Source organism: Actinomycetota bacterium, assembly GCA_036280995.1.
Lineage (GTDB): Bacteria > Actinomycetota > CALGFH01 > CALGFH01 > CALGFH01 > CALGFH01.
Window position 1 is genome coordinate 1 of record DASUPQ010000572.1, and the last position, 11,988, is coordinate 11,988.

Genomic DNA, 11,988 nt, shown 5'->3' on the forward strand with positions numbered 1-11,988 from the left:
CCGGCTGACCTCCCCGTGGAACACTGCCGCGCATGTGCGACGGCGCGGCGGGCTCCTGGTCGTGCTCGCGGTCGTGCTGGACGGCGACCCGGCCCTTGGGAGCAAGGACCGGTGGCTGCGCGACATCCCGGCGACCCTCCGGACCGACCTGCCCAAGCTCGAGGCGGTGGTCCTGTTCGACCGGCTGGCCACCCCGTCCCCGGCGACCCGTGGGCCTGGCTGGTCGACAGCTCGCCCGGGGCCGGAGCCGGGTTCGCCGCCGCCGGGTCGGATCCCTACCTGAACCAACCGCACAAATAGCCTACTCTGCTGGTACCGTCCCGGGACGCCGCTTCCCGTGTCCGCGTCCCGGGACGGGCTTCTCCCGTCGACTGGTCCGCGCCCGAGCAGGCCGAGAAGCTGGCCGAGTCCGGCAAGTTCGGCCGGGCCGCGGCGGCTAGGCGAGGCCGCCCAGGCCGAGGTCGACCTCCAGGTCGGCGATCGAGTCGACGATCCGCGACGGGCAGTAGGCGAACCGCTCGGCGTCGGCCCGGGTCGAGATGCCGGTGAGGACGAGCACGGTCTCCAGGCCCGCCTCCAGGCCGGCGACGATGTCGGTGTCCATGCGGTCGCCGATCATCACCGTGGTCTCGGAGTGGGCGCCGATGGCCCGCAGGGCCGAGCGCATCATCAGCGGGTTCGGCTTGCCGACGTAGTAGGGGTGGACGCCGGTGGCCTTGGAGATCAGGGCGGCCACGGCCCCGGTCGCCGGCAGCGACCCCTGCAGCGACGGGCCGATCGGGTCGGGGTTGGTGGCGATGAAGCGGGCGCCGCCCTCGATCAGGCGGATGGCCTTGGTGATCAGCTCGAAGCTGTAGGTGCGGGTCTCGCCGAGGACGACGTAGTCGGGGTCCCGCTCCGACAGGGTGTAGTCGACCTCGTGCAGGGCGGTGGTGAGGCCGGCCTCGCCGATGGCGAAGGCGCTGCCGCCCGGGCGCTGAACGCCGAGGAACTGGGCCGTGGCCAGGGCCGAGGTCCAGATCCGGTCCGGCGGCAGCGAGATCCCGGTACGGGTCAGCCGCGCCGACAGGTCCCGAGGGGTGTAGATGCTGTTGTTGGTCAGGACCAGGAACGGCAGCTCGGCCGCCTGGAGGGCCTTGATGAAGCGGTCGGCCCCGGGGATGGCCTGCTCCTCGTGGACCAGGACGCCGTCCATGTCCATCAGGAAGCTCGGCAGGGGGCCGGGGTCGGTATTCGTCATGACGGTATCGTGCCCGGAAGCTGAGGAACTATGCTCTAGGGGATGAGCACGCAGGATCCCCCGGAAACCGGCCCCGGTCCCTCGGGTACCGAGCAGCCGGCGACTCCGCCGCCGCACGAGACGCCTCCGACGCCCGCGGGCGGGCCGCGGGTGGTGCGGCGCAGCCGCAGCGAGCGTCTGGTCGCCGGGGTGTGCGGCGGCGTCGGCCGCTACCTCGGGGTCGACCCCGTGCTGCTGCGGATCGCCTTCATCATCCTCGCCCTGGCCAACGGGCTCGGGGTGATTGCCTACGTGGTCGCCTGGGTGGCCATCCCCGAGGAGCGGCCGGACCAGCCGGCCGGTCCGGCCGCCGAGCCCCGGCGCGAGACCGGCCGGCTGGTCCTCGGCGGGTCGCTGGTCGTGCTCGGCCTGGTGCTGCTGCTGGACCGGCTCGCCCCCGACCTGGACGAGCTGTTCTGGCCGGTCGCGGTCGTCGCCGTCGGGGTCGCGGTCATGCTGGTGGGGCTGCGCCGATGATGCGGGCGGGCGCACCCGAGAGCCGGGCTGGCCGGGAGGAGCGCCAGTGACCACCGAGCCGATCCCGCCGGCCGGGCCGGCCGCGCCGGTCGACCACCGGGGGCCGGCCACGGCCACGGTGCTGCTGGGGGCGCTGCTGGTGCTGGTCGGGATCGGCTGGCTGCTCGACTCGGCCGGGATCGAGGTGCCGTGGCGGGCGCTGCTGCCCGCGGCCCTGATCGCGGTCGGCCTGGCCTGCGTGGCCGGCGCCTTCCGGGGCCGCCAGCACGCCCTGATGGTCGTCGGGGTCGCCCTGGTGGTCGTCCTGTCGGTGGCGGTGGCGGCCGACTGGGACCTGGACGTGCCCTGGACCGGCGGGGTCGGCGACCGCACCGAGCGGCCCGTCACCCCGGCCGAGCTGGGCGAGTACGAGCTGGGCGTCGGCAACCTGGTGGTCGACCTGAGCCGGCTCCAGGTCCCGGCCGGGACCACCGCCGTGGAGGCCCGGCTGGGGGTCGGCGAGCTGGTGGTCGAGCTGCCCGACGGGGTGTCGGTCGAGGTCGTGGCCAGCTCCGGCCTTGGCGAGGTCCAGGTGCTGGGCCAGCAGGAGGGCGGGTTCGCGAGCCGGATCGACACCGCCTCCGAGCTCGGCGGCGACCGCCGGCTGCGGGTGGACGCCCGGGTCGGGCTCGGCCAGGTCAGGGTGGACCGGTGAGCGCGACCGCCGACCCTGGCGGTCGCAATGGAACCGGCCTGCCGCCGCAGGCGGCACCGAGCACTTCGGGTCGCCGGGTCGACCGGCTGTCGCTGGTCGTCGGGGTGCTGTTCGTGGTCGCCGGGGTCGTGTTCCTGCTCGACGCCCTGGACGTCTGGCGGCTGCGGGTGGACTACCTGGTCCCGCTGGGCCTGATCGTGCTCGGGCTGGTCGTGCTGGCCAGCGCCTGGCCGCTGCGGGCCCGCCGCCCCTGACGGGCTCAGCCGGCGGCGGCCACCCCGGCGGCGATCTCCCCGGCCAGGCCGGCGTTGGCCTCCAGCAGGGCCAGGTTGGCGACCAGGCTGCGCCCGCCGGTGCGGCGGTGCAGCCAGTCCAGCTCGAACGGCGTCCGCGCCTTGCCGAACACTCCTGCGTCGCGGGCGGCGGCGGCGCCCTCGGCGGCCAGCTCCCCCAGCTCCTCGGGGTCCATGGCGGCCGCCTCCGGCGGGTCCTGGCAGAGCACCAGGGCGCCCGGGGTGCCGAGAGCCTGCCGGACCCGGATCAGCTCGACCACCTGGGTGACGTCGTCGGTGACCTGCTCCAGCGGCAGCCGGCCGCGGGCCAGGAACCCGGGGAGCCGGTCGGTGCGGTAGCCGACCAGCTGCACCCCGTGGGTCTCGAGCCACTCGATGGTGGCGGCGGCGTCGGCCACGTGCTTGGGGCCGGAGCAGACGACCGTGAGCCGCGAGCGGGCCAGCTGGGGCAGGTCGGCCGAGACGTCGCCCCCGCCGAAGTGGATGCCGCCGATCCCGCCGGTGGACATGACCCCGATCCCGGCCGCCTCGGCCGCGAACGCGGTCGCCGACACCGTGGTCGCCCCGTCCAGGCCGCGCGCGACCACATACGGCAGGTCGCGGACGGTCACCTTCCAGCGGACGGCACCCGAGGCCAGGGCCTGCACCTCCTGTTGGTCGGCGCCGACGATCACCCGGCCGGCGATCACCCCGATGACGGCCGGCTCGGCCTCGGCCTTGGCCACCGCCGCCTGCTGGGCGTCCGCCGACTCGAGGTTGGCCGGCGACGGCAGGCCCTGGGCGAGCACGCTCGACTCGAGGGCGACGACGGCGCTGGCGTTGGCGATGCGGTCGGCGACGACGATCCGGCTCTCCATGAGCGTCCGTTCCCCCGGGGGTCGGTGGTCGGCTTGGTTCGGCAGCGGTCAAGGGTACTCCGGGCGGGCGCTACCGGGCAGAGGCCCCGGGGCTCAAGCCTCTAGGTGTAGTTCCCCGGGGGGCCGGGAACCGGCCAGGCGCCCCGGGTGGCCACGGCGCGGGCGGCCAGGCGAGCCCCGGCCCCGGCGGCCTCGGCCGGGCCGGCGCCGCCGGCCCTGGCCAGCAGGTAGCCGGCCGCGAAGGCGTCGCCGGCCCCGGTCACGTCGACGGCGTCCACCGCCGGGGCGGGGACGGGCACCGGCGCCCGCTCCCCGGCGCAGACCACCACCCCGGCGGCGCCGCACTTGACCACCGCCACCCCGACCCTCGCGGCCAGCCAGGCCCCGGCCGCCGCCGGGTCGGGCCGGCCAGCCAGGGCGGCCGCCTCGTCGCGGTTGGCCAGCAGGGTGCCGGCCAGGGCGGCCGCGCCCAGCACGGGCTCGCCGGCCCCGCCGCCGAGCAGCGGCCAGGAGGCGGCGTCGACCACCGCCGGCAGCCCGGCCCGGCCGGCGACCTCGGCCGCGGCCATGGCCGCCGGCCGGGTGGCGGCCCGCAGCAGCGGGTAGCCGCTCACGAACACGGCGTCCGCCCCCTCCAGGCCCGCGACCACGTCCGCCTCGGCCAGCCGGAGGTTGGCCCCCGGGTCGGCCACGAAGGTCCGCTCCCCCGCCTCCATCACCACCAGCATGGCCCCGCTGGCCCCGGCCGCCGGGCCCTCCGGCCGCAGCTCCACCCCCCGCTCGGCCAGCGCCGCCGCCAGCAGCCGCCCGGCCAGGTCGTCCCCCCGCCCGGCCACCAGCCGCGCCCGCCCCCCGGCCGCCGCCCCCCACACGGCCACGTTGGCCGCCGACCCCCCCGGCCCGAGCCGCACCGCCCCCTCCACGTCCCCCCCACGGGCCAGCGCCGGCGCGGCCACGGCCACGTCCACCATCAGGTCCCCGACGCACACCAGCAGCGGGTCGGGCTGCGGGGTCACGGGGGGTCGTCCCAGAAGCGGGTGCCGACGACGCGGCGGGCGCGGCGGGTGGCGCGGCGGTAGTCCTCCAGGAGGCGCTGGCGGCCGGGTTCGCCCATGGCTCTGGCCAGGCGTTCCAGGGCGACAGGGTCGGTGGGGAGGGTGTCGACGGGGCGGCCCGCGACCAGGTAGGCGAGGTTGCGGATGCGCAGGCAGAGCCGGTAGGCGTCGGCCAGCCAGGCCGCCTCGCCGGCCTCGAGGGCGCCAACCCCGGCGAGGGCGTCGAGGGCGGCCAGGGTCGGCTGGACCCGGACGGACGGCTCGGCGCCGCCGAACCGGAGCTGGAGCAGCTGGGCCGTCCACTCGACGTCGGCCAGGCCGCCCGGGCCCAGCTTGAGGTGGAGCTTGGGGTCGGCCCCGGCCGGGAGGCGCTCGGACTCGACCCGGGCCTTGACGCGCCGCACCTCGGCCACCATCCCCGGGTCCAGCGGGTCGGTGTAGACCCTGGCCGCGGCCTCGGCGCAGAACCGCCCGGCCAGCTCGGCGTCCCCGGCCACCGGCCGCACCTTGATCAGGGCCTGGCGCTCCCACGGCTGGGCCCAGCGGTCCCAGTAGGCCAGGTAGCTGCCGAGGGTCCGCGACAGGGGCCCGTTGCGGCCCTCGGGGCGGAGGTTGGCGTCGACCTTGAAGCAGGTCCCCTCCGGGGTGACGGCCGACAGGCCCCGCAGCAGCTCCCGGACCACCCGGTCGGCGGCCTGGCCGGCGACCCCGGGGTCGGCGCCCGGCATCGGCTCGTGGCAGAACAGCACGTCCAGGTCGGAGGTGTAGCTCAGCTCGCTCCCGCCGAGCTTGCCCATGGCCAGCACGGCCAGCCTGACCGGGGGCGGCCCATCGCCGGCCTCGCGTATGGCGATCAGCAGCCCTGCTTCCAGGCAGGCCTGGGCGAGCGCGGACAGCTCGGTCCCGACCCGCTCCACCGGGAGGTCGCCGGTGAGGTCGCGCACGGCCACCCGGACCAGCTCGCGGCGCTTGAACCGGCGCAGCCCGTCCCAGGCCGCGGCCGGGTCGGCGTGCCGGGTCACGATCGCGGTCGCGGAGGCGACCAGCTCGACCGGCCCGCCGGCCGCGGCCAGCCGGTGCTGGTCGGCCATGGCCGTGAGCAGCTCCGGGTGGCGGCCCAGCAGGTCGCCGAGGAGGCGCGAGGTGCCGAGCACGGTGCAGAGCAGCTCGGCCGCGGCCGGGTTGTCCCGGACCATCCCGTAGAACGCCGCCCGGTCGCCGAGCGCCTCGGCCAGCCCCCGCAGCGCCGCCAGCCCGCCGTCGGGGTCGGGCGCCTCGGCCAGCCAGGGCAGCATCACCGGCAGCATGGCCCGCATCAGCGTCGCCCGCCGCGACAGCCCCGAGGTCAGGGCCCGCAGCGACGCCATCGCCCGGTCGGGGTTGGCGAACCCGAGGGCGGCCAGCCGCTCGCTCGCCCCCTCCGGGTCGAGCCCGGTCGGGACCGCCCCGAACGCCTCCAGCAGCGGCCGGTAGAACAGCTTCTCGTGCAGGCCGCGGACGGCGGCGGCGTGGCGGCGCCGGTCCGCCTCGAACCGCTCCACGGCGGAGGCCTGTGGGCTGTCCCGGTAGCCGAGGGTGCGGGCCAGCCAGCGCCGCGCCTCCGAACCGGACGGGATGGTGTGGGTGCGGCGCTCGCCGGCCAGCTGGAGGCGGTGCTCGACCAGCCGCAGGAACCGGTAGGCCTGGGCGAGCTGGGCGGCGTCGGCCCGGCCCACGAACCCGGCGGCGGTGAGCCGGTCCAGGGCGACCAGGGTCGTCCCCGACCGCAGGGCCGGGTCGTGGCGGCCGTGGACGAGCTGGAGGAGCTGGACGGCGAACTCGATGTCGCGCAGCCCGCCCGGGCCGAGCTTGACCTGCCGGTCGCCCCCGGCCCTGGCCTTGGACGAGCTCTCGACCCGGGCCTTCATGCGCCGCACGGCCGCGACCGTCTCGGGGTCGAGGCGTTCGGGGTAGACCCTGGCCGCCGCCTCGGCGCAGAACCGCCCGGCCAGCTCGGCGTCCCCGGCCACCGGCCGCACCTTGATCAGGGCCTGCAGCTCCCACGGCTGGGCCCAGCGGTCCCAGTAGGCCAGGTAGCTGCCGAGGGTCCGCGACAGCGGCCCGTTGCGGCCCTCGGGACGCAGGTTCGCGTCGACCTCGAAGCAGGTCCCCTCGGAGGTCACCGCCGACAGCCCGCGCATGACGCCCCTGGCCACCCGCTCGGCGGCCCGGGCGGCCGCCTCCGGCTCGGCCCCGGCGACCGGCTCGTGGCAGAACAGCACGTCGATGTCGGACACGTAGTTGAGCTCGCTCCCGCCGAGCTTGCCCATGCCGAGCACGGCCAGGCGCATCGGCGGGGGGTCCGGGGGGCTCAAGCCTAGCCCCCCGGTGGATCGGGGGTCGTAGCCGGACTCGGCCGCCGCGACCACCAGGGCGGCGGCCAGGCAGGCGTCGGCCAGGTCGGCCAGCTCGGCCGCGACCTGCTCGACCACGACCTGCCCGGCCAGGTCGCGCACGGCCACCCGCAGCAGCTCGCGGCGCTTGAACCGCCGCAGCCCGTCCCACGACGGCCCAGCCGGCAGCGGGTCGGTCGATCCCCGGCCGGCGGGGCCCGGCGATGGTGCCCCGCCGACCACGGCGACCGCCTCGGCGACCAGCTCCTGGCGGGATCGGGGGGCGGCGAAGGCACGGCCGTCGGCCAGCCGGTCGGCCTCGGTGGGGTGGGTGGCCAGCCATGCCCCCAGCGACCGGCTGGCCGCGACCAGGGGGACGAGGCGGCGGCGGAAGCCGGGGCGGCGGCGCAGCAGGGCGGTGAAGCCGCCGGGGTCGGGGTGGGCGGCGGCCAGCGCGGCCAGGGCCCGGGCGGCGAGCTGGGGGGCGGCGCTGGCGGCGATGTCGGCCAGCAGCCGGCTGCCGCCGGGGGCGCTGGCCGGCGGCCACGCCCCCAGCCGCTCCAGGTCGGCGGCGGCCGCCTCCGGCTCCTCGAAGCCGAGCCGGGCCAGGACCGAGAGCGACACGGGGCCGCCTACAGCAGCGGCAGGTAGCGGTCCCGCTCGAACGGCGAGACGTAGCGCTGGTAGCTGTTCCAGTCGCGGTGCTTGTTGCGCAGGAAGTACTCGAAGACGTGCTCGCCGAGGGCCTCGGCGACCAGCTCGGACCGCTCCATGGCGGTCAGGGCCTCGTGCAGGTCGACCGGGAGCGAGCGGATCCCGGCGGCCTTGCGCTCGGCGTCGGTCATCTCCTGGAGGTTGTCGCCCGCCTCGGGGGGCAGCTCGTACTCCTCCTCGATGCCCTTCATGCCGGCGGCCAGCAGCACCGCGAAGGCCAGGTAGGGGTTGGCCGCGGGGTCGGGCGAGCGGACCTCGACGTCGACCCGGTCGGACCGGTAGCTGCCCACCCTGACCATGGCCGAGCGGTTGCGCTGGGCCCAGCCGATGTAGGTGGGGGCGTCGAAGCCGGGCACCAGCCGCTTGTAGGAGTTGATCCACTGGTTGGTCACGGCCGAGTACTCGTGGGCGTGGACCAGCAGGCCGGCGATGAAGCTGCGGGCCGTCTTGGACAGGTTGGCCTCCTGCCCGGGGTCGTAGAAGGCGTTGCGGTCGCCCTCGTACAGCGACAGGTGGGTGTCCATGCCCGACCCGGCCACCCCCTCGCGCGGCTTGGGCATGAAGGTGGCGTGCAGGCCCTGCTCCAGGGCGGCCTCCTTGACCACCAGGCGGGCGCTCATGACGTTGTCGGCCATGGTCAGGGCGTCGGCCTCGCGCAGGTCGATCTCGTGCTGGCTGGGGGCGATCTCGTGGTGGGACTGCATGACCGAGATGCCCATCCGCTCCAGCATGGCGATGGCGATGCGGCGGAAGTCCTGGGACAGGTCGAGGGCGGTCTGGTCGAAGTACGAGCCGATGTCCAGCGGGCGGCCCGTCTCGGCGTCCGCGAACAGGAAGAACTCCAGCTCCGGGGCGACGTACACGGTGAAGCCGCGGCCGGCCGCCCGTTCCAGGTTGCGCCGCAGCACCCAGCGGGGGTCGGCGTCGAACGGCTCGCCCTCGGGGGTGAGCACGTCGCAGAACATGCGGGCCACCCCGCCGTCGCCCCGGCCCGGCAGCACCTGGAAGGTGCCCGGGTCGGGCTTGGCCACCATGTCGGCCTCCTGGACCCGGGCGTAGCCCTCGATGGCCGAGCCGTCGAACTCCATCCCCCGCTCGAAGGCGTCCTCGAGCTCGGCCGGGGTGATGGCGAACGACTTCAGGAACCCGAGCACGTCGGTGAACCAGAGGCGGATGAAGCGGACGTCGCGGTCCTCGACCGTCCGGAGCACGTATTCCTGCTGCTTGTCCATAGTGCGGCGATGCTATCCAACCGGGTTCGTGGGCCGCTAATGCTGCCCTGAACTGCCGGGATCCGGGCGGGCGTGCGGCGGCCCGCGGAGCCGGTTGCACACGACCGGCAAGGTCGGGCCGCTGCTACCCTTGAGCGCATGGAGCGGCTGCGGCTCGCGGGGGCGCAGATCAACCCGGTCGTCGGGGACCTCGACGGCAACGTCGAGCGGGTGCTGGCCGCCTACGCCGAGGCGGCCGGCCAGGGCGCCCACCTGGTCGTCTTCCCCGAGCTCGCCCTGACCGGCTACCCGCCCGAGGACCTGGTCTTCAAACCGTCGTTCCTGGCCGCCAGCCGGGCCGCCGCCGAGCGGGCCGCGACCCAGGTCGGCGAGGCCGCGGCCGTGGTCGGGTTCGTGGAGCCGACCCACGCCGGCCCGGCCAACGCCGCCGCCCTCTGCCACCGCGGCCGCATCCTCGGCGTCTACCGCAAGGTGCTGCTGCCCAACTACGGCGTCTTCGACGAGGAGCGCTACTTCGTCCCCGGCAGCGAGGTGCTGCTGGCCGCCTTCGGCCGGGTCGAGGTGGCGGTGACCATCTGCGAGGACCTGTGGTTCCCGTGGGGGCCGATGGCCACCGCGGTGGCCGCCGGGGCCGAGGTGGTGGTCAGCCTCAACGCCAGCCCCTACCGGCAGGAGAAGGGCGAGCGGCTGCTGCCGATGCTGGCCACCCGGGCGGCCGACCACGGCGCCCACCTGTTCTACGTGGCCCAGGTCGGCGGCCAGGACGAGCTAGTCTTCGACGGCCAGAGCGCCTGGATCGACCCCCAGGGCCGGCTCCTGGCCCGGGCGGGGGCGTTCACCGAGGAGCTGCTGGTGGTCGACCTGGCCCTGGAGGAGGGGGCGACGGCGCGGCTGTCCGAGCGGCCCCGGCGGGCCCCGGCCAGCGACCCCCGGCCGGCGCTGACGGTCAACCGGGTCCGGGTGACCGACCGCCTGCCCGACCCCGGCCCGCCGGTCGAGCCCCCCCTGGCCGGCCCGCTCGGGACCGAGGAGGAGGTCTACCGGGCGCTGGTCTGCGCCACCCGCGACTACGTGGCCAAGAACGGCTTCGACACCGTCCACATCGGCCTGTCCGGCGGCATCGACTCCAGCCTGGTCGCGGCCGTGGCCGCCGACGCCCTTGGCCGCGAGCGGGTCGTCGGGGTGGCCATGCCGTCCAGCTTCTCCTCCGAGCACAGCCTGCGCGACGCCGAGGCCCTGGCCGGCAACCTCGGCATCCGGCTGCTCACCCTGCCGATCGCCGAGCCGGTCGAGGCGCTGCTGGGCGTGCTCAAGGAGCCGTTCGCCGGCACCGAGCCCGGCCTGGCCGAGGAGAACCTCCAGGCCAGGGTCAGGGGCACCCTCCTCATGAGCCTCTCCAACAAGGTCGGCAGCCTGGTCCTGACCACCGGCAACAAGTCGGAGCTGGCCGTCGGCTACTGCACCCTGTACGGCGACATGGCCGGCGGGTTCGCGGTCATCCGCGACGTGCCCAAGACGCTGGTCTACGCCCTGGCCCGCTGGCGCAACGGCGCCGGCGTGGTCATCCCCCAGGCGGTGCTGGACAAGCCGCCCTCGGCCGAGCTGCGCCCCGGCCAGCTCGACACCGACTCGCTGCCGCCGTACGAGGTCCTCGACCCGATCCTGGAGGCCTACGTCGAGGACGACGCCAGCGTCGACGAGCTGGTCGCCAAGGGCTTCGACCGCGACACCGTGGCCGACGTCGTCCGCCTGGTCGACGGGGCCGAGTACAAGCGCCGCCAGGCCCCGCCCGGGCCCAAGATCACCGGCCGCTCCTTCGGCAAGGACCGCCGCCTGCCGATCACCAACCGGTTCCGGGGGGCGACGCATCCCCCGCGCTGATCCGGCACACTAGGGACGTCCAGGAGACCCGCCGAGCGGGCTCCGAGGAACGTCCTTGAGGAGGCCGCCATGCCGGTGACCCCTGCCGACCTCGCCGTCTGGAAGCAGCGGCGGGAACGGTTCGTGATGCTGACCGCCTACGACGCCCTGACCGCCCGGGTGCTCGACGAGGCGGGGATCCCTCTGCTGCTGGTGGGCGACTCGGTCGGCAACAACGTGCTCGGGTACGACACCACCATCCCGGTGACCATGGAGGAGGCGCTGGTCTTCACCGCCGCGGTCGCCCGCGGGGCCCGCAACGCCCTGGTCGTGGCCGACCTGCCGTTCGGGGCCTACCAGGCGTCGGCCGCCCAGGCCATGTCCAACGCCGCCCGGCTGGTCAAGGTGGGCGCCAACGCCGTCAAGCTGGAGGGCGGGCGCCGCTCGGCCAAGGCGGTCCGGCGGATGACCGAGGCCGGCATCCCGGTGATGGGTCACCTCGGCTACACCCCCCAGTCGGCCAACGCCTTCGGCCGCAAGGTCGTCAGGGGCCGCGGCCAGGAGGGGGACGAGCTGCTGGCCGACGCCCTGGCCCTCCAGGAGGCCGGCTGCTTCGCCATCGTGCTGGAGGCGATCCCGTCCGAGCTGGGGACGCGGCTCACCGAGGCCGTCGAGGTGGCCACCATCGGCATCGGCGCCGGCCCCGGCACCGACGCCCAGGTGCTGGTCATCACCGACCTGCTCGGGCTGACCCCGGACCCGACCCCCCGCTTCGTCAAGCGCTACGCCGACCTACGGTCGCTGATGACCGAGGCGGCCGGCCGCTTCGCCAAGGACGTCGCCGAGGGCCACTACCCGGCCGCCGAGCACGAATACCACTGACGGAACTCGGGAACCCTCAGGAACCCATATAGTTGTGGGAACAACTATGATTCGGGCTGCGTTGTGCGGGCAACGTGGCATCCGAGCCATCCGTCCCTGAGGAGGAGACCAGTATGAGTGAGGGAGTCGGCACGACCCCTGGAGTGCGCGTGGTCAACGGCCGCCCGGTGCCCGAGCCCGGCACCTATGAGATCGACCCGTCCCACCAGTCCTTTGAGTTCATCGCCCGCCACCTGATGGCCAAGGTCCGCGGCCGCTTCCCAGGCGTCGGCG

At 75.5% G+C, this 11,988-nt stretch carries 11 protein-coding genes; 6 read left to right on the forward strand and 5 right to left on the reverse strand.

What is annotated here, in order from left to right; all coding sequences use genetic code 11:
* Positions 1-283, forward strand: a 283-nt coding sequence (locus VF468_19205; GenBank protein ID HEX5880419.1) for a hypothetical protein, incomplete at its 5' end; no start/stop codon positions are given.
* 153 nt (positions 284-436) lie between these two features.
* Here the strand turns inward: VF468_19205 and VF468_19210 are convergent.
* Positions 437-1,240, reverse strand: a complete 804-nt coding sequence (locus tag VF468_19210; GenBank protein HEX5880420.1) for an HAD-IIA family hydrolase — start codon at positions 1,238-1,240, stop codon at positions 437-439.
* A 42-nt stretch (positions 1,241-1,282) separates the two neighbouring features.
* On the opposite strand from VF468_19210, the gene VF468_19215 reads away from it, so the two are divergent.
* Genes VF468_19215 through VF468_19225 form a run of 3 tightly spaced genes read left to right on the forward strand, consistent with a single transcriptional unit; the run spans position 1,283 to position 2,704 of the window.
* Positions 1,283-1,756, forward strand: coding sequence for a PspC domain-containing protein (locus VF468_19215; GenBank protein HEX5880421.1), 474 nt, complete (start codon positions 1,283-1,285; stop codon positions 1,754-1,756).
* 46 nt (positions 1,757-1,802) lie between these two features.
* The gene (locus tag VF468_19220) at positions 1,803-2,450 is read left to right on the forward strand and encodes a LiaF domain-containing protein (protein HEX5880422.1); all 648 of its coding nucleotides are present in this window, start codon (positions 1,803-1,805) and stop codon (positions 2,448-2,450) included.
* Positions 2,447-2,704, forward strand: a complete 258-nt coding sequence (locus tag VF468_19225; protein HEX5880423.1) for a DUF5668 domain-containing protein — start codon at positions 2,447-2,449, stop codon at positions 2,702-2,704. Before VF468_19220 ends, VF468_19225 begins: the two co-directional genes overlap by 4 nt.
* Before the next feature lie 5 nt (positions 2,705-2,709).
* On the opposite strand, the gene VF468_19230 is transcribed toward VF468_19225, so the two are convergent.
* From VF468_19230 to VF468_19245, 4 genes are all read right to left on the reverse strand, one after another.
* Positions 2,710-3,600 carry a pseudouridine-5'-phosphate glycosidase gene (locus VF468_19230; GenBank protein HEX5880424.1) on the reverse strand — a complete coding sequence of 297 codons (891 nt, stop codon included), beginning with the start codon at positions 3,598-3,600 and terminating at the stop codon, positions 2,710-2,712.
* 101 nt (positions 3,601-3,701) lie between these two features.
* Positions 3,702-4,616: a carbohydrate kinase family protein gene (locus tag VF468_19235; protein HEX5880425.1), complete on the reverse strand. Its 915-nt coding sequence runs from the start codon at positions 4,614-4,616 to the stop codon at positions 3,702-3,704.
* Entirely contained in the window at positions 4,613-7,651 is a 3,039-nt protein-coding gene (locus VF468_19240) for a bifunctional [glutamine synthetase] adenylyltransferase/[glutamine synthetase]-adenylyl-L-tyrosine phosphorylase (protein ID HEX5880426.1), read from the reverse strand. Before VF468_19240 ends, VF468_19235 begins: the two co-directional genes overlap by 4 nt.
* An 8-nt stretch (positions 7,652-7,659) precedes the next feature.
* Positions 7,660-8,973, reverse strand: coding sequence for a glutamine synthetase family protein (locus tag VF468_19245; protein ID HEX5880427.1), 1,314 nt, complete (start codon positions 8,971-8,973; stop codon positions 7,660-7,662).
* Between the two features lie 138 nt (positions 8,974-9,111).
* On the opposite strand from VF468_19245, the gene VF468_19250 reads away from it, so the two are divergent.
* A complete protein-coding gene (locus tag VF468_19250) occupies positions 9,112-10,854 on the forward strand; it encodes an NAD+ synthase (protein ID HEX5880428.1) in 1,743 nt (580 codons plus the stop codon).
* A 69-nt stretch (positions 10,855-10,923) separates the two neighbouring features.
* Positions 10,924-11,715 (forward strand): 3-methyl-2-oxobutanoate hydroxymethyltransferase, encoded by a 792-nt coding sequence (gene panB, locus VF468_19255; protein ID HEX5880429.1) that lies wholly within the window; start codon positions 10,924-10,926, stop codon positions 11,713-11,715.
* Positions 11,716-11,988: the final 273 nt, after the last annotated feature.